The sequence below is a fragment of the Pseudomonas sp. UBA6315 genome (assembly GCF_002438125.1).
Taxonomy (GTDB): domain Bacteria; phylum Pseudomonadota; class Gammaproteobacteria; order Pseudomonadales; family Pseudomonadaceae; genus Aquipseudomonas; species Aquipseudomonas faucium.
In genome coordinates this window covers 1-21,462 of sequence record NZ_DJTF01000020.1, presented here as the reverse complement: position 1 = coordinate 21,462, position 21,462 = coordinate 1, and the positions used below count along the sequence as shown (strand labels likewise).

Annotated in this window: 22 protein-coding genes; 8 read left to right on the top strand and 14 right to left on the bottom strand. The window is 65.3% G+C overall.

Annotated features, from left to right (window positions below; genetic code table 11):
- Positions 1 to 136: 136 nt before the first annotated feature.
- Both B3E94_RS01750 and B3E94_RS01745 read right to left on the bottom strand, forming a co-directional pair.
- Positions 137 to 1,924, bottom strand: a complete 1,788-nt coding sequence (locus B3E94_RS01750) for a monovalent cation:proton antiporter-2 (CPA2) family protein (protein ID WP_286912098.1) — start codon at positions 1,922 to 1,924, stop codon at positions 137 to 139.
- 123 nt (positions 1,925 to 2,047) lie between these two features.
- Positions 2,048 to 3,538: a YifB family Mg chelatase-like AAA ATPase gene (locus B3E94_RS01745; RefSeq protein WP_286912097.1), complete on the bottom strand. Its 1,491-nt coding sequence runs from the start codon at positions 3,536 to 3,538 to the stop codon at positions 2,048 to 2,050.
- 255 nt (positions 3,539 to 3,793) lie between these two features.
- On the opposite strand from B3E94_RS01745, the gene B3E94_RS01740 reads away from it, so the two are divergent.
- Positions 3,794 to 5,818: a DUF4034 domain-containing protein gene (locus tag B3E94_RS01740; protein ID WP_286912096.1), complete on the top strand. Its 2,025-nt coding sequence runs from the start codon at positions 3,794 to 3,796 to the stop codon at positions 5,816 to 5,818.
- Positions 5,819 to 5,830: 12 nt separating this feature from the next.
- Here the strand turns inward: B3E94_RS01740 and B3E94_RS01735 are convergent, their stop codons facing one another.
- Together B3E94_RS01735 and B3E94_RS01730 are read right to left on the bottom strand one after the other, a co-directional pair.
- Positions 5,831 to 6,259, bottom strand: a complete 429-nt coding sequence (locus B3E94_RS01735) for a TOBE domain-containing protein (RefSeq protein ID WP_286912095.1) — start codon at positions 6,257 to 6,259, stop codon at positions 5,831 to 5,833.
- 24 nt (positions 6,260 to 6,283) lie between these two features.
- Entirely contained in the window at positions 6,284 to 6,547 is a 264-nt protein-coding gene (locus B3E94_RS01730; protein ID WP_176511393.1) for an accessory factor UbiK family protein, read from the bottom strand.
- A 364-nt stretch (positions 6,548 to 6,911) separates the two neighbouring features.
- Between B3E94_RS01730 and glnK the strand changes: the two genes are divergently transcribed.
- From glnK to sutA, 3 genes are all read left to right on the top strand, one after another.
- Positions 6,912 to 7,250, top strand: coding sequence for a P-II family nitrogen regulator (gene glnK, locus B3E94_RS01725; protein WP_002555808.1), 339 nt, complete (start codon positions 6,912 to 6,914; stop codon positions 7,248 to 7,250).
- 47 nt (positions 7,251 to 7,297) lie between these two features.
- Positions 7,298 to 8,629, top strand: a complete 1,332-nt coding sequence (locus tag B3E94_RS01720; protein ID WP_286912094.1) for an ammonium transporter — start codon at positions 7,298 to 7,300, stop codon at positions 8,627 to 8,629.
- Between the two features lie 428 nt (positions 8,630 to 9,057).
- Positions 9,058 to 9,387, top strand: a complete 330-nt coding sequence (gene sutA, locus B3E94_RS01715) for a transcriptional regulator SutA (protein WP_286912093.1) — start codon at positions 9,058 to 9,060, stop codon at positions 9,385 to 9,387.
- Between the two features lie 126 nt (positions 9,388 to 9,513).
- On the opposite strand, the gene B3E94_RS01710 is transcribed toward sutA, so the two are convergent.
- The 6 genes from B3E94_RS01710 to lptM are packed head-to-tail and all read right to left on the bottom strand — an operon-like array spanning position 9,514 to position 14,124.
- Positions 9,514 to 10,209 carry an HAD family hydrolase gene (locus B3E94_RS01710; protein WP_286912092.1) on the bottom strand — a complete coding sequence of 232 codons (696 nt, stop codon included), beginning with the start codon at positions 10,207 to 10,209 and terminating at the stop codon, positions 9,514 to 9,516.
- Positions 10,206 to 11,105 (bottom strand): tyrosine recombinase XerC, encoded by a 900-nt coding sequence (gene xerC, locus B3E94_RS01705; RefSeq protein WP_286912091.1) that lies wholly within the window; start codon positions 11,103 to 11,105, stop codon positions 10,206 to 10,208. Before xerC ends, B3E94_RS01710 begins: the two co-directional genes overlap by 4 nt.
- Positions 11,105 to 11,815 (bottom strand): DUF484 family protein, encoded by a 711-nt coding sequence (locus tag B3E94_RS01700; protein WP_176511398.1) that lies wholly within the window; start codon positions 11,813 to 11,815, stop codon positions 11,105 to 11,107. Before B3E94_RS01700 ends, xerC begins: the two co-directional genes overlap by 1 nt.
- A 13-nt stretch (positions 11,816 to 11,828) precedes the next feature.
- Complete coding sequence (gene dapF, locus B3E94_RS01695; RefSeq protein WP_236236900.1) at positions 11,829 to 12,659, bottom strand: diaminopimelate epimerase; 831 nt, start codon at positions 12,657 to 12,659, stop codon at positions 11,829 to 11,831.
- A gap of 4 nt (positions 12,660 to 12,663) precedes the next feature.
- Positions 12,664 to 13,911, bottom strand: coding sequence for a diaminopimelate decarboxylase (gene lysA, locus B3E94_RS01690; RefSeq protein WP_286912090.1), 1,248 nt, complete (start codon positions 13,909 to 13,911; stop codon positions 12,664 to 12,666).
- 9 nt (positions 13,912 to 13,920) lie between these two features.
- Positions 13,921 to 14,124 carry an LPS translocon maturation chaperone LptM gene (lptM, locus tag B3E94_RS01685; protein WP_176511401.1) on the bottom strand — a complete coding sequence of 68 codons (204 nt, stop codon included), beginning with the start codon at positions 14,122 to 14,124 and terminating at the stop codon, positions 13,921 to 13,923.
- Between the two features lie 188 nt (positions 14,125 to 14,312).
- Here lptM and cyaY point away from each other — a divergent pair, with 188 nt between their 5' ends.
- The 3 genes from cyaY to rnk all read left to right on the top strand — a co-directional run bounded on the left by cyaY (position 14,313) and on the right by rnk (position 15,402).
- A complete protein-coding gene (gene cyaY, locus B3E94_RS01680) occupies positions 14,313 to 14,645 on the top strand; it encodes an iron donor protein CyaY (RefSeq protein ID WP_286912087.1) in 333 nt (110 codons plus the stop codon).
- 1 nt (position 14,646) lies between these two features.
- Positions 14,647 to 14,859 (top strand): DUF1289 domain-containing protein, encoded by a 213-nt coding sequence (locus B3E94_RS01675; protein WP_176511402.1) that lies wholly within the window; start codon positions 14,647 to 14,649, stop codon positions 14,857 to 14,859.
- 132 nt (positions 14,860 to 14,991) lie between these two features.
- A complete protein-coding gene (rnk, locus tag B3E94_RS01670; RefSeq protein WP_286912086.1) occupies positions 14,992 to 15,402 on the top strand; it encodes a nucleoside diphosphate kinase regulator in 411 nt (136 codons plus the stop codon).
- A gap of 3 nt (positions 15,403 to 15,405) precedes the next feature.
- On the opposite strand, the gene B3E94_RS01665 is transcribed toward rnk, so the two are convergent.
- From B3E94_RS01665 to B3E94_RS01655, 3 genes are all read right to left on the bottom strand, one after another.
- Positions 15,406 to 18,270 carry a class I adenylate cyclase gene (locus B3E94_RS01665; protein ID WP_286912085.1) on the bottom strand — a complete coding sequence of 955 codons (2,865 nt, stop codon included), beginning with the start codon at positions 18,268 to 18,270 and terminating at the stop codon, positions 15,406 to 15,408.
- Between the two features lie 148 nt (positions 18,271 to 18,418).
- Positions 18,419 to 18,664, bottom strand: coding sequence for a TIGR02647 family protein (locus B3E94_RS01660; protein WP_176511405.1), 246 nt, complete (start codon positions 18,662 to 18,664; stop codon positions 18,419 to 18,421).
- Between the two features lie 69 nt (positions 18,665 to 18,733).
- A complete protein-coding gene (locus B3E94_RS01655; protein ID WP_176511406.1) occupies positions 18,734 to 19,033 on the bottom strand; it encodes a hypothetical protein in 300 nt (99 codons plus the stop codon).
- A 111-nt stretch (positions 19,034 to 19,144) separates the two neighbouring features.
- Here B3E94_RS01655 and B3E94_RS01650 point away from each other — a divergent pair, with 111 nt between their 5' ends.
- Positions 19,145 to 19,807, top strand: a complete 663-nt coding sequence (locus B3E94_RS01650) for a glutathione S-transferase (protein ID WP_286912084.1) — start codon at positions 19,145 to 19,147, stop codon at positions 19,805 to 19,807.
- A 107-nt stretch (positions 19,808 to 19,914) separates the two neighbouring features.
- Here B3E94_RS01650 and argH read toward each other — a convergent pair whose 3' ends face one another.
- Positions 19,915 to 21,309 carry an argininosuccinate lyase gene (argH, locus tag B3E94_RS01645; RefSeq protein WP_236236905.1) on the bottom strand — a complete coding sequence of 465 codons (1,395 nt, stop codon included), beginning with the start codon at positions 21,307 to 21,309 and terminating at the stop codon, positions 19,915 to 19,917.
- Positions 21,310 to 21,462: the final 153 nt, after the last annotated feature.

Below are 21,462 nucleotides of genomic sequence, written 5' to 3'. Positions count from 1 at the left end.
GGCGTGGCCCTTGAACTACGCCCACAATCCTTGTGGGAGCCGGCTTGCCGGCGATTGGGCCGTAGCAGACACCCACAGTTCCGACGCTGTAGAGCAATCCCATTCGGTTAGACCACGGCTGGTGTTTGCCTGACACTCAATCCGCATCCGAATCGAACAACCGCTCCAACTCCAACCGCGCTTCCTTTGCCGTCTGCATCACCTTGGCCCGGTCATTGCGCACCTGCCCCTGGGCTACCAGTACTTCCTCGTCATGCTGGGTAAAGCGCTCGATCCGGTCTGCCGCCTGCTCGCGGCTCAATCCCAAGCCCACCAGTGCCCGGCGGGTCATCTCCAGGCTCGAATAGAACGTCTCGCGGATCGGCTCGGCGCCCACGTCCACCAGCTTGTGCACATGCTGGCGGTTGCGGGCGCGGGCCAGCACTTTCAGGTGCGGGTACAGGCGCTTGACCCGCTCCGCCGTGCGCGTGGTGACTTCCGGGTCGTCGGTGGTGATCACGAAATACTCCGCCTCGCCGACCTTGGCCGCATGCAGCACTTCGGCGCGCAGCGGGTCGCCGTAGAACACCGGCGCCTGTTCGAACATGCGGGTCATCTCGATGGCATCCACCGAGGTTTCCAGGGCAATGAACGGGATCTTCTGCGCCCGCAGGATGCGCGACACGATCTGCCCCATGCGGCCCATGCCGACGATCACCACGCGCGGGGTGCCGGCGTCGATGGCCTTGTACTGCTCGGGCACTTCACGCGGCGGTTGCGGGCGCTTGAGGGCGCGGGCGCAGCCGAGCATCAGCAGCGGGGTGATGGCCATCGACAGGGTGATGGTCATCAACAGCAGGTCGTAGGTCTGGGTGTCGAACAAGCCCTGGTCCTTGCCCAGCTTGAACACCACGAAGGCAAATTCGCCACCGGCCGCCAGCACCATGCCCAGGCGCAGCGCACTGGCGCTGTTCAGCCCGCCGGCCAGGCGCCCGATACCGATCAGCAGCACCAGCTTGACCGCCACCAGCAGCAGGGTCAGGCCCAGCAATACCAGGGGCATTTCCAGCAACAGGCGCAGGTTGGCGCCCATGCCGACGCTGATGAAGAACAGCCCCAGCAGCAGGCCCTTGAACGGTTCGATCTGCGACTCCAGCTCATGCCGGTATTCCGAGTCGGCCAGCAACAGGCCGGCGAGAAACGCCCCCAGCGCCATCGAGACCCCGGCCTCTTCCATCAGCCATGCAGTACCGATCACCACCAGCAGCGCGGTGGCGGTGGACACTTCGGGCAAGCCAGTGCGGGCGACGATACGGAACACCGGGCGCAGCAGGTAGCGGCCGCCGACGATGACCACGGCAATGCTGGCGAACACCTTCAGGCCGTGCTGCAGGCTGTCGCCGTGGCTGGTGTCCGGGCCGTTCGCCGCCAGCAAAGGCACCAGGGCGATCAGCGGGATCGCGGCGATGTCCTGGAACAGCAGGATGGCGAAGGCCAGGCGGCCGTGGGGCGCGTTCAGCTGCTTGCTCTCGGCCAGGCTCTGCAGGCCCAGGGCGGTGGACGACAACGCCAGGCCCAGGCCCAGCACCACGGCGGCCGGCAGTGACTGGCCGAAGCCGAACCAAGCGATGGCGCCGATCACCGCGCCGGTCAGCAGCACCTGCGCAGTGCCGACGCCGAACACCGATCTGCGCATCAGCCACAGGCGCTTGGGCGAGAGCTCCAGGCCGATGATGAACAGCAACAGGACCACGCCCAGTTCGGAGATGTGCGCCACGCTTTCGGTGTCGCGGATCAGGCCCAGGGCCTGGGGGCCGATGGCCACGCCGGCGAGCAGGTAGCCGATCACGGCACCCAGTTGCAGGCGTTTGGCCAGGGGCACGGCGAGGACAGCGGCGAGCAGGAAGATCACCGCGGTTTGCAGAAGGCTGCCTTCGTGTGGCATTGGCTCGTACTCCATGAGCTGCCGGGGCAGCGTTAGAACAGTGTGGAGCACAATTCTGGGGAATGCGGCCGGCCCAGACAATCTGCCAGCCGGGAGACACATCGTCCTGTCACGGGTGACAGTTCAGGGGCTTGCAGGGCGGTATTGCAGCGCTTCGGCCAGGTGCGGCCTGGCAATCGCTGGCGCCCCCTCGAGATCCGCAAGTGTGCGCGCCACCTTCAACAGCCGGTGCGCTGCGCGCAAGGACAGGCTCAAGCGCTCGCAGGCATTTTCCAGCCAGGCCTGGTCGGCGGTTTGCAGGGGGCAGTGACAGCGCAGCCCTTCAAGGTCGAGAAACGCGTTGGCACAGCCTTGGCGGCGTTGCTGCACTTCGCGCGCCGTGGCCACGCGGGCCGCCACAGCGGCGCTGGTTTCGCCGCTGGGCTGATGGTTGAGCGTGGTGCTTTCACGGGCCACGGTCAGGTGCAGGTCGATGCGGTCGAGCAAGGGTCCGGACAGCTTGTTGCGGTAGCGCTGGATCTGCTCGGTGCTGCAGCGGCAACGCCCGGTAGGGTCGCCGAGGTAACCGCACGGGCAGGGGTTCATCGCCGCCACCAGCTGGAAGCGGGCGGGGAAGCGCACCTTGTCCCGCGCCCGGGCGATCACGATCTCGCCGGACTCCAGCGGTTCGCGCAGCACTTCCAGTACGCGCCGTTCGAACTCCGGCAATTCGTCCAGAAACAGCACGCCATGGTGCGCCAGGGTGATTTCACCGGGTTGCGGCCTGCTGCTGCCGCCCACCAGGGCGGGGCCCGACGCCGAGTGGTGCGGGTGGCGAAAGGGCCGCTGCGGCCAGCTGTTGAGCGGTGCCCGCCCACTGACCGACTGGATGGCCGCCACCTCCAGCGCTTCATGCTCATCCAGCGGCGGCAGCAGGCCCGGCAGACGGCTGGCGAGCAGGGTCTTGCCGGTGCCCGGAGGGCCGGTAAACAGCAGGTTGTGTGCGCCGGCCGCAGCCAGAAGCAAGGCGCGCTTGGCGGCGATCTGCCCTTGTACTTCGCTCAGGTCCGGGTAGGGCTGGCTTTGCAGTATCAAGCCATTGGCGGCAAAGGGCGGCAGTGGTACCTGCCCGTTCAGGTGCGCCACCAGCTCCAGCAGGTGCCCGACCGCATACACCACCAGCCCGCCGGCCAGGCTTGCCTCCTCGGCATTCTCCCGGGGCACCACCAGCGCCCGGCCCGCTTCGCGTGCTGCCAACGCGGCGGGCAGCACACCTTGTACCGGGCGCAGCTTGCCGGACAGCGCCAGTTCGCCGAGGCATTCGAGGTCGACCAGTGCCGCCACCGGCACCTGTGCGTCGGCGGCAAGGATGCCCAGGGCGATGGCAAGGTCGTAGCGCCCGCCATCCTTGGGCAGGTCGGCGGGGGCGAGGTTCTGCGTTATGCGCCGTTGCGGGTAGTTCAGCCCGGAGTTGACGATGGCGCTGCGCACCCGGTCCTTGCTTTCCTTGACGGTGGTTTCCGGCAAACCGACCAGGGTGAGGTGGGGCAGGCCGTTGGCCAGGTGGGTTTCGACGCTGACCGCCGGCGCCTGCACGCCCACCTGGGCGCGGCTGTGAACGAGGGCAAGGGACATGGACGCTCCGTTGTCGCGGATGAGGGCGCCGCTTCCTGCGGCCCTGGCAAGCATAGTGAGGCGCAGGGGCGGCAACGCAACAAGAATGCGTCGGGGTTTTTCAGGTCAGGGATTTTCCCTGCGCATTCATACAATCTGACAAATAATGGATCCAATATCTTTGCGCAGCGCCGAACTATGGCTTAGTGTTCAAAGGTTATTGCCGTTGCCACCGGACGACAACGCGATCCAGAAAATGGACTTAAGGTACTGCCCGTGCAAACCCTCAATCACACCCGCCAGCAGATTCGCGAACGGGTGCAAGCCAATGAATTCGCTGAGCTCAGCCGCTTCTTCGATAGCCTTCAGGTGCATTGGCAGCAGGCGCCGCCCGGTGCCTGCCCGGCCTACATGGAAGCCGTGCAGGGGCATATGCTGCTCGACTGGGACAGCCACGGCAGCAAGGCGCTGACCCAGCTGCTCAGGGCGTGGATCGACGCCTGCCCCAAGGCTTATCACCCGCAAGTCGCGATGGGTTTCCATTGCCTCAACCGCGCCTGCCACATCCGTGGCAGCGCTGGCGCCAATGCCATTTCCCAAGCGCGCAGGCTGGCGGCCGAGCAGGCCTGCGAGATGGCTGCGGCGCACTTCCTGCGGGCCATGGAGCGCAACTCGCAACCGGTGGCTGCGGCCATCGGGATGCTGCAGATCAGCGGGCATTTCCATGAGCCGGGCTGGCTGGTCGAACTGTTTCTGGGCCAGGTGGCACGCTTTCGACCCAGCGCCCACGCCGATGTGGAAGTGCAGGAGGCGGCAGCGCCGCTGCTGGTCAAACATGGCCTGGCACCGCTGGTGGAGCTGCCGCAGTCATTGCCTGGCTGCCTTGAGGCGCGCCTGCCTGAAGGGGAGGGTGCCAAGGATTACTGGCTGCGCCATGCGCTGGCCTGGCAGCCCGGTTGCTTCGAGGCGATAGAGGCGTTTGCACGCTACCTGACGCCGCAATGGGGCGGCAGCTACCAAGCCATCGATGATCTTGCCAACGGCCCACTGTGCCAGCGCTGGGATGAGCGGCTGCGCAATGGCATCCGCTGGTTGGCCGTGGAAGACGCGTTCTGGCTTCCGGGCGCGGAGCAGTCGCCACACATCGAGGCCTGGCAGCACACTTTCGAAGCGTGGGCGAAGCGGGATCTCAGGGCCAAGGAGCGCGCGACTTTGCTGGCCTTGCGCGGGGCCCTGCGCTACGCATCGCTGCAGGATTACCCGGGTGCGCAGCAGGACTTCATCGACAGCGTCGAGCTTTACCCAGACCAGGGTTTCGTATCGACCATCGGCCAGCCGTTCTACAGCTTCGTCTGCCTGGTGTTGTTCCAGGGAAAGCCAGAAATCATCCCCGCTTTTCGTACCGCCATCGAGCGCCTCTGTGAAAGCCGCAGGCAGGCTGCAGCCTGCGCACTGCGGGCAGTGGGGCATCAGTTCGGCCTGTGGGGGTTTCAGCCATGCAGCGAGCAGGCAAGCGCCTGGTTGCAGGCTGCGGTCAGTCGCCAGTGCGGGCGCGAGGGCCTGGGTTTCGATGTGCTGGAAGTGCCTCGCCTGCTCTGGGCCGCCAGGCAGCACGAGGCGGCGTATTTCCTTTTCCAGCAGTGCGCCGAGCGCAAGCTGCCAGACGCCGCCGCCGCGCTGTATGCGTTGCACTGTGGGCACATGTCCGACACGCCCGAGCACTACCAGAATGCGGCGTCAGCGCAGCATTGGCTGGTGTGCGCGGCGCAGTCAGGCAGCCAGTTGGCCAAGTACGACCTGGCCTGCCAGCGCATGCGCGACAGCCAGGCGCTGCGCGAGCGTGGTGCGATGCTGGCGGTCAGGCGCTTGCTGCTCGACTGCCTGGGCAACGAGCAGCTCGATGCCCGGGCGCGCCTGCAACTGGGCGTGCTGCAACGATCATTCGGCGATGAGCGCGAGCATGCGGAAGGGGTCGCCTACCTGCTGGGGCTGGTCGAGTTTCCCGATGCGGCAGTCGCCGGGCGTGCCTGCGCGGAACTGGCGCTGGCGTGGATGCATGGCCAGGGCACCCGCAAGCAGAGCCGCTTTGCCGCCATCGAGTGGGCCAACCGGGCGCTGGCGCTGCAACCTGAAGATGTGGCGATCGAGCAGATACACGCGCAGATACTCAATTCGCACAGTGTGGTGAAGACGCTGATCACGGTATGCGGCGCCACCTTGTTTCGCGGCGATCTGCATGCCCGGGAGCTGCCGCCGAAAGCCGGCGGCCCTGCAACGGACCGCCAGCGGGCGTCTGCTTGAGGCGCCGCCGCCTTACGGCTTGGCGCCAAGAATGATGTGCGACGCCTTGATCAGCGCGGTGGCCTTGACGCCAGGCGCCAGGCCCAGTTCCTGCACGGCATCGCGGGTGACGATGGCGAACACTTCGGTGCCACCGGCCAGTTTCAGCACCACTTCGGCGTTGACCGCGCCGTCGCCCACGCGCACCACTTCACCTTCCAGGGCGTTGCGGGCGGAGAGCCGGTAGCCGGCGGCATCGGTCATCAGCACCACCCATGGCGCCTTGACCAGCGCCACCGCCTGCTTGCCGACGTTGATGTTGAGGTTGTGCAGGCTGGCCATGGTCACCACGGCCACCAGCTTCTCACCGCCGCCCAGGGTCAGTTCGACCTCGGCGTTGACCGCGCCGGGCTGAACGGCGCTGACGGTCCCTTCAAAGACATTGCGGGCACTGACTTTCATGGTGAGGCACTCCTTTAGCGGGTTTTATTCCTGCGGGGCTGGCGCCAGCCGGGCTTCCAGCTCGGCAACCTGCTTTTCCAGGGCTTCCAGGCGTGCGCGGGTGCGCGCCAGGACCACCATCTGGCTGTCGAATTCGTCGCGGCTGACCAGGTCCAGCTTGCTGAAGGCACCTTGCATCAGCACTTTGAACTGGCTTTCGAGTTCGGCGCGGGGCTGGGCGGTGTCGCTGCTGAAAAGGCGCGAGGCCTGGTCGCTCAGGGCGTCGAGAAGGGCTTTGGGCGCGAGCATGTGCGGCTGTCCACTGAATCTGAGAAATGGCCCGCAGTGTAGCACGGTGCAAATGCCCTTCTGATTGCACGTTTTTCGAGCAGCCTGCCGCGCCTGCGCGCACCGAAGTTGTGCATCTTTTTCGTACTGGCGACTGGCCAATGCCCGCTGCTACATGCAAGGCACTGTTTTCCCGCGCATTAACGGAACTGGCAAGGATTCTGCAAAGACCTGAGTGAGCCATGCACTGATGCAGTTCCTTGTGACCAGGCAGTGCGCACGCGGAGCCGGATGCCGACGACGCGTTACAAAGCCAAGCGCTGCGCTTAGACTTGAGACGGGTTTGTTTTCCTGGGGCAAGTCCACCAAATCGGGAGAGAGTTTCATGAAGCTAGTCACAGCCATCATCAAGCCGTTCAAGTTGGACGACGTGCGCGAGTCGCTGTCGGAAATCGGCGTGCAGGGCATTACCGTCACCGAAGTCAAAGGCTTCGGCCGGCAGAAGGGCCACACCGAGCTGTATCGCGGTGCGGAGTACGTGGTCGATTTCCTGCCCAAGGTGAAGATCGACGTGGCCATCGACGACAAGGACCTCGATCGCGTGATCGAAGCCATCACCAAGGCAGCCAACACCGGCAAGATCGGTGACGGCAAGATCTTCGTGGTGAATCTGGAGCAGGCGATCCGCATCCGTACCGGCGAAACCGATACCGACGCGATCTAAGCGCCGAACAACGCCTCACCAAACCCAACGCCCCAGGAGAAAACAACATGACTCTGCGTAAGATCGCAGGGCTAGGAGCCCTATTGTCCCTCGTAATGCCGGGCCTTGCCCTGGCAGAGGATGCTGCCCCGGTGCTGAACTCCGGCGACACCGCCTGGATGCTCACCTCCACGGCGCTGGTGCTGTTCATGACCATCCCGGGCCTGGCCCTGTTCTATGGCGGCATGGTGCGTTCCAAGAACGTGCTGTCGGTGATGATGCAGTGCTTCGCCATCACGGGCCTGATCAGCATTCTCTGGGTCGTGTACGGCTACAGCATGGCCTTCGATACCACCGGTATGGAAAAGGGCGTGCTCAACTTCAATTCCTTCGTCGGCGGCTTCTCCAAGGCGTTTCTCAGCGGCGTCACGCCGTCTGGGCTAACCTCCGCCACCGCGCTGTTCCCCGAAGCCGTCTTCATCACCTTCCAGATGACCTTCGCCATCATCACCCCGGCGCTGATCGTCGGTGCCTTCGCCGAACGCATGAAGTTCTCGGCGATGCTGGTGTTCATGGGCATCTGGTTCACCCTGGTCTACGCACCGATCGCGCACATGGTCTGGAGCGGTGACGGCGCGCTGCTGTGGGACTGGGGCGTGCTCGACTTCGCCGGCGGCACCGTGGTGCACATCAACGCCGGTATCGCCGGCCTGGTCTGCTGCCTGGTGCTGGGCAAGCGCAAAGGCTACCCGACCACGCCGATGGCCCCGCACAACCTGGGCTACACCCTGATGGGCGCAGCCATGCTGTGGATCGGCTGGTTCGGCTTCAACGCAGGCTCCGCCGCCGCGGCCAACGGCACCGCCGGCATGGCCATGCTGGTGACCCAGATCGCCACTGCTGCTGCGGCATTGGGCTGGATGTTCGCCGAGTGGATCTTCCACGGCAAACCCAGCGCCCTGGGCATCGCCTCCGGCGTGGTGGCCGGCCTGGTGGCCATCACCCCGGCAGCGGGCACCGTGGGCCCGATGGGCGCCCTGGTGATCGGCCTGGCCTCTGGTGTGATCTGCTACTTCTGCGCCACCAGCCTCAAGCGCAAGCTGGGCTATGACGACTCGCTCGACGCCTTTGGCGTGCACGGCATCGGCGGCATCGTAGGGGCCATCCTCACCGGTGTGTTCGCGGCACCGGCCCTGGGCGGCTTCGGCGCGGTCACCGATATCGGGGCTCAGGTCTGGGTTCAGGCCAAGGGCGTGATCTTCACCGTGGCCTACACCGCCATCGTCACCTACGTGATCCTCAAGGTGCTGGATGTGGTGATGGGCCTGCGGGTCAACGAAGAAGAAGAGTCGGTCGGCCTCGACCTGGCTCAACACAACGAACGCGGCTACAACCTGTAACTGCGACGTTGGAAAACTTGCCCGGCTTGCCGGGCATTTTTTTGCCTGTTTTTTGCCATTTCCCGCAGGGCAAACGGTTTATCACTCACGTTCGCGACGTAGGGCGAAAACTTACAACGGGCAGGGCGTTTATGGAGCTTTGCTTTTTCCACGGGCGCGCTAGAATGCGCGCCGAGGGGTGTAAGACGAGATGTCCGCGCACCCGCTCAGCCTTTGCTAGGCTTGCCAATAGCGTGTGGCCAGCAGGGGCTCAAGGTTTTGTCAGGCCCTGCCAGGAGCAGGGTCTGCTGGGTGCCGACTCCCATCAGGAGCGCCGACCCAAGGGCAGTGGCCTAACCCACGGCCAGTTGAATTTTCACTGGTGGCTGCCGGTCTACGGCTGCACTGGTCTATAACTAACCTGCTTTTCGCAAGTCATGAGGTAGAACATGAGCGACGACGATCTGGAAAATGATGACCTCGAAGTAGGCGACGAAGACGAGGCGGATGACGGCCTCGAAGCGGCGGCCGACGATGGCGCAGAAGATGCTGGCGATGACGACAGCAGCCCGGCACCCACTGCCAAGGGCAAGTCCAAGGCGGCTGTCTCGGTAGACGAGATGCCGAGCATGGAAGCCAAGCAGAAGGAGCGTGATGCCCTGGCCAAGGCGATGGAAGAGTTCCTTTCTCGCGGTGGCAAGGTGCAGGAAGTCGAGGCCAACGTGGTCGCCGACCCGCCCAAGAAGCCGGACAACAAGTACGGCAGCCGCCCTATCTGAGTGGCTGAACACAAAAAAGCCCGCCGTCGCTGCGGGCTTTTTTGTGCCTGGTGGTTTCCCCACAAAGGTCGCTAATGCCCTCTGTGGGAGCCGGCTTGCCGGCGATGGGCTGCAAAGCAGCCCCCGTCAGCGCCAGCGCGCAATCACCTCAGGCAGCTGGGATAACCGCTGAATTTCTGCATCAGGCGCTTTATCGCCACTCCAGGCCTTGCCCTGCGGGTTGAACCACACCGCCCGCAGCCCGGCCCGCTGCGCCCCGCCAATGTCATCGCCAGGGTGGTCGCCCACATGCACTGCGGCGCCAGCCTCGACATCACCACGCTTGAGCGCCTCCATGAACGGCGCCGGGTCCGGCTTGCCGATCCCCAGGTCTTCGGCACACAGGGCGAACGCGAAGTAATCCGAAAGCCCCAGCCGGCGCACATCGGCATTGCCGTTGGTGACCACGCCCAGGGTGTAGTGATGGCTCAGGATTTCCAGCACCGGCTGCACCTCGGGGAACACCTCGACCTGGTGCCGGGCATGCAAAAACACCTCGAACCCTTCGTTGGCCAACGCCTGTGCCTGCTTTTCGCTGTAACCGACCTCTTCCAGCGCGTGGCACAGCACGCGCCGGCGCAGGGCGCTGATGCGGTGCTTGAGGCCCGGCTCGGCCTGCACCAGGCGTTCACGGATGGCGAACAGGTGCTCCACCGGCACGCCGCCGAGCACCGGGGCGTTGGCCTGCAGCCAGTCGCGCAGCACGACTTCTGCGCTGGCGATCACGGGCGCGGTGTCCCACAGGGTGTCGTCGAGGTCGAAGGTGATCAGCTTGATGCTCATGAGTCTGTGCCTTTGCTGCGTTTGGCCCGAGGGTGGGCGCTGTCGTACACCGCGGCCAGGTGCTGGAAGTCCAGGTGGGTGTAGATCTGCGTGGTGCTGATGTCGGCGTGGCCGAGCATTTCCTGCACCGCGCGCAGGTCCTGGGACGATTCCAGCACATGGCTGGCGAAGGAATGGCGAAGCATGTGCGGGTGCAGGTGCTGGCCCAGTTCGCGCTCGCCGGCCGCCTTGACCCGCATCTGGATGGCCCGTGGGCTGAGCCGGTTGCCCTGGCGGGTGATGAACACGGCGCTGTCGCGTGGGCCGCCGATGCCGCGCAGCCTGAACCAGGCCTGCAACGCCTCACGGGCCTTGCGCCCCACCGGCAGCACGCGCGCCTTGCCACCCTTGCCGAGCACCTGGACCAGCCCGGCGCTGAGGTCGAGGTGTTCGAGGTCGAGCTGGGTCAGTTCGGACAGGCGCAGGCCAGAGGAGTAGAACAGCTCGAGAATGGCCTGGTCGCGGCGGGCGATGAAGTCGTCGTCGACGCCGCCATCGAGCAGCTGCAGGGCGCGGTCGGTGTCCAGCACCTTGGGCAGCCGGCGCTCGCCCTTGGGCGCGCTCAGGCCGCTGGCCGGGTCGTGATTGCACAGCCCTTCGCGGTTGAGGTAGCGATACAGGCCGCGCACGGCCGACAACAACCGCGCCAGGCTGCGCGAGGACTGGCCCTGGTGATGCTGACGGGCGATGAGCTGGCGCAGTTGCTGGATCTGCAGGGCGCCCCAGCCGGCGATGCCCTGGGTGTTGCAGTATTCGATGACCTTGTCGAGGTCGCGCCGGTAGGCCAGCAGGGTATGGTCCGACACCTGGCGCTCGTTGCGCAGGTGTGCGCAATAAGCCTCCAGCTGGCGTTCCATCAGCGCACCGGACGCAGGGTCTGGGTCACGCGGGGCACCACACGGCCGAGTACTTCGGCGATGTAACCGAGGAACAGCGTGCCGACGCTGCTCTTGTAGTGCTGCGGGTCACGGCTGCCGATCGCCAGCACGCCATGCAGCCCTTGGTATTCCAGTGCGGCGACGGCGCTGGAGCCCACTTCCAGGCGCTGCTCCTCGCCGAACAGGAAGGCCAGCTCCTTCTCGCGCAGGTTGCCGCTGACCGTCTTGCCGCCACCGAGCAGCCCGCCGATAGCCTGCTGGGCCTCGGTGTTGCTGACCCAGCGCCCGACGGGCGCGGCGTTGTCGCCGAACAGGATCAGGCTGACGAAGGGCACCTGGAATTCCTGGCGCAAGCTGTCTTCGACGGCCATCACCACTTCTTCCAGGCTGCCGGCGTCGAGCAGGTCGAGGATCAGCCGGCGGGTCTTGTCGAACAGCCGGTCGTTGTCCCGGGCCACGTCCATCAATTGCGACAGGCGATGGCGCATTTCGATGTTGCGATCGCGCAGCAGCGTGAGCTGGCGCTCCACCAGCGACACGCTGTCGCCGCGCTGGTGGGGGATTCGCTGTTCGACCAGCAGCTCGTCGTGCTCGGCGAAGAAGGTTGGGTGGGCGCGCAGGTAGGCGACCACCGCTTCGGCATCGAGCTCGTTGGACTGCTGGGGTACAACCTTGGGCTGATCGGTCATGGCGGTTACTCGCTTAGAGACGAACCTGTCCTTCGTAGACGCGCACGGCCGGGCCGGTCATCAGCACGGGCTTGCCGGGGCCGGCCCATTCGATGTGCAGGCGGCCACCGGGCAGGTCGAGGGATACCGGGGAGTCCATCCAGCCTTGGCTGATGGCGGCCACCGCAGCGGCGCAGGCGCCGGTGCCGCAGGCCTGGGTTTCACCCGCGCCGCGTTCCCAGACGCGCAGGTTGGCGCGATGGCGGTCGATGACCTGGATGAAACCGGCATTCACCCGCTGCGGGAAGCGTGGGTGGTGTTCGATTTTCGGGCCCAGGGTGTGTACCGGTGCGCTGCGCACGTCATCGACGCGCAGCACGGCATGCGGGTTGCCCATGGACACGGCGGCAATCGAATGGACCTGGCCGTCGACTTCCAGCGGGTAGCTCAGCGCCTGCTCGTCGGCCACGAACGGGATCTCGGCCGGCACGAAGCGCGGCGGGCCCATGTCGACACTGACCTGGCCATCGTTCTGCACGTCCAGCACGATGATGCCGCTCTTGGTTTCCACGCGGATGCGCTTCTTCGCGGTCAGGCGCTTGTCCAGCACGAAACGGGCGAAGCAGCGCGCGCCGTTGCCGCACTGCTCGACCTCGGAGCCGTCGGCGTTGAAGATGCGGTAGCGAAAGTCCACTTCCGGGTTGCTCGGCGCCTCGACGATCAGCAGCTGGTCGAAGCCGATGCCGGTGTGGCGGTCACCCCATTGCTTGGCGTGCTTGGGCTGGATGTGAGCGTGCTGGCTGACCAGGTCGAGGACCATGAAGTCGTTGCCCAGCCCATGCATCTTGGTAAAGCGCAGCAGCATGGGGTCACTCCGGCAGCAGGCTTTCGCCAGCGTACAGTTCGGCGATGGTCTCGCGACGGCGTACTTCGAAAGCCTGGTCGCCGTCGACCAGGATTTCCGCGCAACGGCCACGGGTGTTGTAGTTGGAGCTCATGACAAAACCATAGGCGCCTGCCGACTGCACGGCCAGCAGGTCACCTTCGGCCAGGTTCAGCTGGCGGTCCTTGGCCAGGAAGTCGCCGGTTTCGCAGATCGGCCCGACCAGGTCGTAGGCACGGCCTTCGCCTTCGCGTGGGGTGACCGCGCTGACGCCCATCCAGGCCTGGTACAGGGCCGGGCGGATCAGGTCGTTCATCGCCGCATCGATGATGGCGAAGTCCTTGTGTTCGGTGTGCTTGAGGTATTCCACGCGGGTCAGCAGGACGCCGGCGTTGGCCACGATGTAGCGGCCCGGTTCGAACACCAGGGCCAGGTCACGGTCGCCGACGCGCTCGCGGATGGCCTTGATGTAGTCGGCCACCAGCGGTGGCTGCTCGTCGCGATAACGCACGCCGACACCGCCACCGAGGTCCAGGTGGCGCAGGTGGATGCCGCATTCGGCGAGGCGGTCGACCAGCACCAGCAGGCGGTCGAGGGCATCGAGGAACGGGTCGACGGTTGTCAGCTGCGAGCCGATGTGGCAGTCGACACCGACCACTTCCAGGTTCGGCAGCTGCGCGGCACGCACGTAGATGGCCTCGGCGTCGGCGATGGCGACGCCGAACTTGTTCTCTTTGAGGCCGGTGGAGATGTACGGGTGGGTACCGGCGTCGACGTCCGGGTTGACCCGCAGCGAGATCGGCGCAACCTTGCCCATCTCGGCCGCCACGACCTGCAGGCGCTCGAGCTCGTCGGTGGACTCGACGTTGAAGCAGTGCACGCCGACTTCCAGGGCGCGGCGCATGTCTTCGCGGGTCTTGCCGACGCCGGAGAACACCACGCGATCGGCACGCCCGCCAGCGGCCAGCACACGCTCCAGCTCACCGCCGGAAACGATGTCGAAACCTGCACCCATGCGCGCCAAAATGTTCAGCACGCCGAGGTTGGAGTTGGCCTTGACCGCGAAGCAGACCAGGTGCTCGACGCCTTGCAGGGCATCGGTATAGCTGCGGTACTGGGCTTCGATGTGGGCGCGCGAGTAGACGTAGGTCGGGGTGCCGAAACGTTCGGCGATGGCCTGCAGGGCCACGCCTTCCGCGAACAGTTCACCGTCGCGGTAGTTGAAAGCGTTCATGAGATTTCCTTACTGCGCAGGCGACTGCTCGGGCTCGATGGGCTGCTCGTCCTGCGGCTGTACCGCTGGTGCGTGCTTGTGCTGATGCGACTTCTGGCTGCCTTTGCCATCCTTGCCGTCTTCGGGCAGGTACAGGGGGCCTTTCTGACCGCAGGCCGAAACGAGGCAGGCAACCGCGACCAGCGCCGCAAGTGAGGAAATCAGGCGCTTCATGGGTGAAATCCTTTGAAATATGCAGTATTGCGCCCGAGTATACCGAGCGACCGGCGGATTGCCTATGCAAGAGCCGGTCCGTCGGGCGGGCTATGCTTGTGGGCCAGCGGCTAACCTTTGCATTCGGCGCCAAGCGCCCGTATCTTGCCCGGCTTGCCTGTAATGCAGCCAATTTCGAGGTTCCTGCAATGAGTTTGAGCGAAGCGCGTTTCCATGATCTGGTCGACGCCACCCAACAGGCCCTGGAAGACCTGTTCGACGAGAGCGGCCTGGACCTGGACATGGAGAATTCCGCCGGCGTCCTCACCATCAAGTTCGACAACGGCAGCCAGCTGATCTTCAGCCGCCAGGAGCCGCTGCGCCAGCTGTGGCTGGCCGACCGCTCCGGTGGCTTCCACTTCGACTACGACCAAGAGAGCGGCAAGTGGGTGTGCGAGAAGAGCGAAGAGCTGCTTGGCGAAATGCTCGAGCGCATTGTCTGGGAGCGGGCCGGCGAGAAGCTGGACTTCGACGAGATCTGACATGACTGCCCAGGCGCGGCCAGCCAAGCCGCTGTACAGCAACGTCAGCCCCGCAGTGCCTTCGCCGTGCATCAGCGTGTGCCGGCTGGATGAGCACAAGGTGTGTACCGGTTGCCATCGCCACGTCGAGCATATTCGCGAATGGCGTGCGGCCGACGATGAACGGCGCCGGCAGATCTGCCGCGAAGCCGAGGCCCTGCGCGCACGGGCTTGAGTATTTGCCCGGCTGTGGTAGTGTCGAGGCATGCGTCGCTGACGCCGGAGCATTCACAAACCCCGCCCTTGGGCGGGGTTTTGCTTTATCTGCCCATCGAAAACCGCCCGTTCAAAGGAGCCTGACTGGATCATGAGCACCAAGCCTTCCCTCATCCTCACCCGCTTGGACGTACAGCGTCTGGAGCGCCTGCTCGACAGCCTCGACGAAAGTACCCCGGGTGTGCTCGCCTTGCAGGACGAGCTGGACCGTGCCGACCAGGTGGTCAGCCATGAGGACGTGCCCGCCGGCGTGGTGACCATGAACTCGCGCGTGCACTGCCGCGAAGAGGCCAGTGGCAAGGACTATCACCTGACCCTGGTGTACCCGAAGGACGCAGGCCCCGAGGGCAACGTCTCGATCCTGGCACCTATCGGCTGCGCCTTGCTGGGCTTGTCGGTCGGCGACCAGATCGACTGGCCCGCCCCCGGCGGCAAGACCCTGAAGCTCAAGCTGCTGGCGGTCGAGTACCAGCCGGAAGCGGCGGGCGATTTCGACCTCTGAGCCTCAGGGCTCCAGGGTCGCCTGAAGCTGCGCCAGGCCATCGTTGAGCGCCTGCTCAAGCTCGCGCTTGTAGCGCAGGTACAGCAGGGTCGAACCCTGCTCATCCTCGAGCAGCTCCGACAAGTCCAGGTCAGTGATGTAGCAACGGTAGTGCCCGGCACTGCGGCGCTGGCCGAGGATTTGCCGGGCAACCACGGCATACAGCTCGTCGCCATGCTCCAGCTCGGAGAACTCCTGCTGGTCGCAGTACAACGTCACATGCACCTCATCCCCCGCGCCCGCCTGCACGATGGCCTGCACCTCGTAATACGGCAGGCCGTCGCCATCGACTGGCGCCGGGCGCGGCTCGCTGCTGCGCGCCTTGCCCGGCCCTGAGGGCAGCAGCTGCGCGTAGTGGATCTGCAGCGAGGCCTGTTGCACATAGTCCAATGGCAGGCGCGCATCGCGGCGCATCACCACCGAGCGCAGAAAACGCTGCAGCGGCAGCAGCAGGTGGCTTTCGTCGTGCAGCGGCAGGCGCTGCTGCCACAGGGCGTTGTATTCATCCAGCACATACAGGTCGGCCCAGCCGTCGAACAGGCGGTAGAACACCTGGATGCAGTCGGCGCGGCCTTGCTCCAGCACCAGCGGCAGGTCGTGGTCCTGCAGGGCGTTGCCATCCAGGTGCAGGGGGCTGTAGACGCTGCGCTCTTCGGCCAGGTAGTCGAGCACGGCGGCATGCCCGCTCAGCGTCGCCAGGCTGACCTGGCCAGGCAACAGCTCAAGCACATGGGTGTATTGCGCCACTTGCAGCAGGTAGCGGTGGTTGCGGCCCTGGTCGAGCAGCAGTTGCACGGTATCGAAAATGTCCTCGACCCGCTGGCTGATGGCTTGCGCGCGGTTGTGGCAGAAGCAGCGCACCCGCACGCGCGGCCGGTGGCTGCGCTGGCCGAGGCTGTTGAGAAAATCGCGCAGGCAGCGCAGCAGGGCGTGTTCGCCGTCGTAGCGCTGCACCAGCACTTCGTTCCAGCTGTTGAGGGTGACCTGGTCGAAGGTCAGCACCAGGTTTTCGCGCACCCCGGCGTAGCTCAGCGAGTCGGTGCGCTCGGTGGTCATCAGGATGTTCAGGTCGCGGTGCTGGCGCAGCGGGTCGATGCCGACGTTGACCAGCAACAGGATCTCGTCGGCCACGCTGGGTTGCAGCAGGCGCACTTCGCTGACCGGCTCCAGCGGCAGGGGGATGCTCTGCTGCAGGCTGCCGAGCAGGTTGAACAGCTCGAACTCACTGAGATCGCTTACCCCGGGATGCAGCGCCAGGCGCGTGCTGCTGTCGATCACGCCGTTGCGATGGGCCCAGGTCAGCAGCTCGAGCAGCTCGCGGCAGCGCTTGATCGGGCTGAAATGCTCCCACTCATGCACGCCCAGGTTGCCGTTGTACAGGCCCCAGTGGTGGCTGCCGGGCTCCTTGCGGTTGGGCGAGTGGACCAGGGTCAGGGTGTCTTCGGCAAGGTCGGGGGCGATGCCGGGGTTGATCACTTCGATCTTGCCGGCGCGGCGCTCGAACGCCGCGTACAGGCGCCGGCCGAGCACATTCATGTCGCGCTGGTCGGCGCGGTTGCTGGCGTTCTGGTTCTGCGCGAACTGGCCGAGAAAGCGGTAGCTGTGGTTGAGCTCGGCCACCAGTTCGCGACGCTCCAGCGCAACCTGGCGCACCTTCCACTGGCTGCGGCTGTCGAGCAGGGCCAGCTGGCGCTCATCCCAGCCCCATTCGTCCGCCAGGCGCTGCAGCAACTGGCGCTGCCAGCCATTGCTGCGGCTGCGCTCCAGGCCGCTGAGTTTCTTGTTGACCTTCAGGTACAGGCTGCGGCGCACCAGTTCAAGGCGCGTGGTCTCGCCGCGCTGCTGCAGGTAGCGCTCGATGCGGCGGTAAACCATCACGTAGGGGTCCAGCTCATCGAGGTTCAGGCGGTTGGCGAACACCGCCTCCTTGTAATCCAGGCTCAGGCAGCGCACGGCGGGATATTCGCTGGCGTAGACCTCGGTCAGCAGCAGCTTGAGCAGCGACTTGTAGGGTGAGTCGATGCCCTTGAACAGCTGCCACAGGCCGGCGCCGACGAACTCGCCGGCCGGGATGTGGGCCAGATGGCCGAGGTCGAGCGCGTCGGTGCTGCGGATGAAGCGCTTGCTCAGCAAGGTTTCGCTATAGCGCTGGTAGTGCTGCTCTTCATACACCGGCACCAGCCACCACAGCGGCGTGCGCCCGGCCAGCCAGATGGCGGTGCGGTAGAACTCGTCGAGCAGCAGGTAGTGCTGGGTGGTGCCGCAATCGTCGGAACTGAGCTGGCCGTCACGCAGGCCTTGGGCAAAGCCCTGCGGGTCGATGAGGAAAAAGTGCGCCTCGGCGCCCAGGCTGGCGGCCCAGGTCTCGAGCAACTGGCACTTGCGCTGCAGCTCTTCGCGCTGGCTGTCGTCCAGGCCGGGGGCGTGGCACACCCACAGGTCCATGTCGCTCTGTTCGGCCTGGGCCAGGGAGCCGAGGCTGCCCATCAGGAACAACCCGTGGATCGGGCGGTGAGGGTTGCCCAGGCGCGTCTTGTAGGTGAACGAGCGGGCCAGCCGCTGGCCTTCGGCGACCAGCCCGGCAGCCGGCTCGAAGCCCGATATGCCGGCCGGGGTGCTGCCGGAGACATAGCCTGGCAGCAGCGGATGGTTGACGTGGAACAGCAGCGGCAGCAGGGTCAGCACTTGCTGCTGGCGGGTTGAAAGCCCTTCCATGGCACGCTCGAGGCGGCCCTGGTTGAGCTGCAGAAAGCGCGCACGCAGTTTCGCCAGCACCTTGCGGTCGATGCCGTCGTCCAGGTCCGGGCGGATTTCGTGGGGGTGGTTCATTGCGCACTCAGGGGCAGGCCGGGGAAGCTTTGGCGAGTTTAGCCTGAGTGGAGCACTCGGATAAGCTGCGATTGGGTTTTTGACGCCATTTTTCTAGCGCCCGTTTGGCCCTTGTCGCCGGCACGCCGGCGACAAGGCCGGTACAGGTTCAGGCAGGCTGCGGGGCCTTGAGGATGTTCAGCAGCAGTTGCACGCTTTCGGCCGCGTCGTGGCCAAGGCTGGTGAGGTACCCGCCATCAGGCTCATCGGTCAATTGCTTTTCGTGCAGGCGTTTGGCCGCAGCGACCAGGGCGGGGGAGGCGTTCGCGTGAATCTTGATGCCTTCCTGGCTGCTGTCCAGGTTGAACAGCGCGAGCACTTCCAGTTCGGCGATCAAATCGGGGGTGAAGGACATGGCGACTCCTGACTTCCAGACGAGGATGGCGGCACCGCCAGCGGTGCCTGACCCTGGAGTGTAGCCGGGTTATTCGTCCTCGCCTTGATCTGCCTCAGGTGGCAGCTCGGGCAGGGCGCGCAGGGCGTTTTCGTACCACTGGGCGTCGAACGGGCGATCTTCGGCGAGCATGTTGTCGATCTCGATGGCCAGCACATGGGCCATGAGGTTGAGGATGTCTTCGCGCTCGTAGCCGACCAGGGTCAGCTTGTTGAAGGTGGCCTTGGCAGCCGCTGGCTCGCCGCTTTCGATCTGGTTCTCGATGGCCTGGGTCAGCGTTGCCTCGGCGAAGGCTTCGTCGTCGTTGTCGATGTCGGTGGGCTCGCTCATGGCGCTACTCCTGATAGGGGGCGTACAGTTTGCCACGCCCGCGCTGGTCATGGCTTGCCGATCGGTCTATAAAAGCCGGGCCATCCCCACACGGCCTGGAGGCTGTTACCCATGCTCAAGCTTCACGGATTCGCGGTCAGCAACTACTACAACATGGTCAAGCTGGCGCTGCTGGAAAAAGGCCTGCCGTTCGAGGAGGTCACCTTCTATGGCGGCCAGGCGCCCCAGGCCCTGGCGGTCAGCCCGCGGGGCAAGGTGCCGGTGCTGGAGACCGAACATGGCTTTCTCAGCGAGACCAGCGTGATCCTCGACTACATCGAGCAGACCCGGGGTGGCAAGGCGCTGCTGCCGGCCGACCCGTTCGAGCAGGCCAAGGTGCGCGAGCTGCTCAAGGAGATCGAGCTGTACATCGAGTTGCCGGCGCGGACTTGCTATGCCGAGGCATTCTTCGGCACGGCGGTGGAGCCGGTGGTCAAGGAGCGTGCACGTGCCGAGCTGCTGGCGGGGTTCGCCACGCTCAAGCGCAATGGCTGCTTTGCACCTTATGTGGCGGGTGAGGAGCTGACCGTGGCCGACCTGATGTTCTGCTTCTCGGTCGACCTTGCATATGCGGTGGGCAAGAAGGTGCTGAACATCGACTTCCTGGCGGACTTCCCGCAGGCGGCGGCGTTGCTCGAGAAAATGCGCGAGAACCCGCACATGGCGCGGATCGTTGCAGACAAGGACGCGGCGATGCCGGCGTTCCAGGAGATGATTCGCAGCGGCAAGCGCTGATCGCTGGGGGCTGCCTTGCAGCCCAATCGCCGGCAAGCCGGCTCCCACATGGGCCCCGTGGGAGCCGGCTTGCCGGCGATCGAGGGCAGCGCCCTCGCAAGTGGCTATCAGCGCGAAGCCAGCAACGCCTTGCCACGCACAACGGCAGTACGCACCTGAGCCGGTGCAGTGCCGCCAATGTGGTCACGCGCATTCACCGAGCCTTCCAGGGTCAGCACGGCGAACACGTCCTGCTCGATCTGGTCGCTGAATTGGCGCAGTTCGTCCAGGCTCATTTCGGCCAGGTCCTTGCCGGTATCGACGCCATATTTCACCGCATGGCCAACGATTTCGTGGCAATCGCGGAACGGCAGGCCACGGCGTACCAGGTAGTCGGCCAGGTCAGTGGCGGTGGAGAAGCCGCGCAGGGCCGCCTCGCGCATGATGGCATGGCGTGGCTTGATCGCCGGGATCATGTCGGCAAAGGCACGCAGCGAATCACGCAGGGTGTCGGCGGCGTCGAACAGCGGTTCCTTGTCTTCCTGGTTGTCCTTGTTGTAGGCCAGCGGCTGGCCCTTCATCAAGGTCAGCAGGCCGGTCAGGGCGCCGAACACGCGGCCGCTCTTGCCACGCACCAGCTCCGGCACGTCAGGGTTCTTCTTCTGCGGCATGATCGAGCTGCCGGTGCAGAAGCGATCGGGCAGGTCGACGAACTGGAACTGCGCGCTGGTCCACAGCACCAGCTCTTCGGAGAAGCGCGACAGGTGCATCATCGCCACGCTGGCCGCGGCGCAGAATTCGATGGCGAAGTCACGGTCCGAAACGCCGTCCAGCGAGTTGCCGGCCACGGCTTCGAAGCCCAGCAGCTGACAGGTCAGCTCGCGGTCGATCGGGTAGGTGGTGCCAGCCAGCGCGGCGCTGCCCAGGGGCATGCGGTTGGTGCGCTTGCGGCAGTCGACCAGGCGCTCGTAGTCGCGGCTGAGCATTTCGAACCAGGCCAGCAGGTGGTGGCCGAAGGTGACGGGCTGGGCGGTCTGCAGGTGGGTGAAGCCCGGCATGATGGTGTCGGCTTCACGCTCGGCCTGCTCCAGCAGGCCTTCCTGCAGGCGGGTGATTTCGGCCAGGATCAGGTCGATCTCGTCACGCAGCCACAGGCGGATGTCGGTGGCTACCTGGTCGTTGCGGCTACGGCCGGTGTGCAGCTTCTTGCCGGTGATGCCGATGCGGTCGGTCAGGCGCGCCTCGATGTTCATGTGCACATCTTCGAGGTCCACGCGCCAGTCGAAGTTGCCGGCCTCGATCTCGCCCTGGATGGTCTTCAGGCCGTCGATGATGGTGTCGCGCTCGGCATCGCTGAGCACGCCGACCTGCGCCAGCATGGTGGCGTGGGCGATCGAACCCATGATGTCGTGGCGGTACAGGCGCTTGTCGAAGTCGACCGAAGCGGTGAAGCGGGCGACGAAGGCGTCGACGGGTTCACTGAAGCGGCCGCCCCAGGACTGATTGGTCTTGTCGGTGCTCATGGATTCACTCGTTGAAGGCGTGAACGAAAAAGTGGCGCCGATAATAGCAGGGTTGGGCGCGCCGCCGAAGGACACCGGTCGACAGAAATCTGCGGCAAACCGTAGCAATGGCGGGGGATGAGGATATTCACCGATTGAACGGCAGTGTTCCAC

Bases quoted from the DNA above. Each gene is read 5' to 3' on its own strand.
- B3E94_RS01675 (WP_176511402.1), top strand. From the start codon at position 14,647: ATGACTGCCCAGGCGCGGCCAGCCAAGCCGCTGTACAGCAACGTCAGC.
- lptM (WP_176511401.1), bottom strand. From the start codon at position 14,124: ATGAAGCGCCTGATTTCCTCACTTGCGGCGCTGGTCGCGGTTGCCTGC.
- sutA (WP_286912093.1), top strand. From the start codon at position 9,058: ATGAGCGACGACGATCTGGAAAATGATGACCTCGAAGTAGGCGACGAA.
- argH (WP_236236905.1), bottom strand. From the start codon at position 21,309: ATGAGCACCGACAAGACCAATCAGTCCTGGGGCGGCCGCTTCAGTGAA.
- B3E94_RS01735 (WP_286912095.1), bottom strand. From the start codon at position 6,259: ATGAAAGTCAGTGCCCGCAATGTCTTTGAAGGGACCGTCAGCGCCGTT.
- lysA (WP_286912090.1), bottom strand. From the start codon at position 13,911: ATGAACGCTTTCAACTACCGCGACGGTGAACTGTTCGCGGAAGGCGTG.
- glnK (WP_002555808.1), top strand. From the start codon at position 6,912: ATGAAGCTAGTCACAGCCATCATCAAGCCGTTCAAGTTGGACGACGTG.
- B3E94_RS01665 (WP_286912085.1), bottom strand. From the start codon at position 18,270: ATGAACCACCCCCACGAAATCCGCCCGGACCTGGACGACGGCATCGAC.
- B3E94_RS01650 (WP_286912084.1), top strand. From the start codon at position 19,145: ATGCTCAAGCTTCACGGATTCGCGGTCAGCAACTACTACAACATGGTC.
- B3E94_RS01655 (WP_176511406.1), bottom strand. From the start codon at position 19,033: ATGAGCGAGCCCACCGACATCGACAACGACGACGAAGCCTTCGCCGAG.
- B3E94_RS01720 (WP_286912094.1), top strand. From the start codon at position 7,298: ATGACTCTGCGTAAGATCGCAGGGCTAGGAGCCCTATTGTCCCTCGTA.
- B3E94_RS01700 (WP_176511398.1), bottom strand. From the start codon at position 11,815: ATGACCGATCAGCCCAAGGTTGTACCCCAGCAGTCCAACGAGCTCGAT.
- B3E94_RS01660 (WP_176511405.1), bottom strand. From the start codon at position 18,664: ATGTCCTTCACCCCCGATTTGATCGCCGAACTGGAAGTGCTCGCGCTG.
- dapF (WP_236236900.1), bottom strand. From the start codon at position 12,659: ATGCTGCTGCGCTTTACCAAGATGCATGGGCTGGGCAACGACTTCATG.
- B3E94_RS01745 (WP_286912097.1), bottom strand. From the start codon at position 3,538: ATGTCCCTTGCCCTCGTTCACAGCCGCGCCCAGGTGGGCGTGCAGGCG.
- xerC (WP_286912091.1), bottom strand. From the start codon at position 11,105: ATGGAACGCCAGCTGGAGGCTTATTGCGCACACCTGCGCAACGAGCGC.
- rnk (WP_286912086.1), top strand. From the start codon at position 14,992: ATGAGCACCAAGCCTTCCCTCATCCTCACCCGCTTGGACGTACAGCGT.
- B3E94_RS01730 (WP_176511393.1), bottom strand. From the start codon at position 6,547: ATGCTCGCGCCCAAAGCCCTTCTCGACGCCCTGAGCGACCAGGCCTCG.
- B3E94_RS01750 (WP_286912098.1), bottom strand. From the start codon at position 1,924: ATGCCACACGAAGGCAGCCTTCTGCAAACCGCGGTGATCTTCCTGCTC.
- B3E94_RS01710 (WP_286912092.1), bottom strand. From the start codon at position 10,209: ATGAGCATCAAGCTGATCACCTTCGACCTCGACGACACCCTGTGGGAC.
- cyaY (WP_286912087.1), top strand. From the start codon at position 14,313: ATGAGTTTGAGCGAAGCGCGTTTCCATGATCTGGTCGACGCCACCCAA.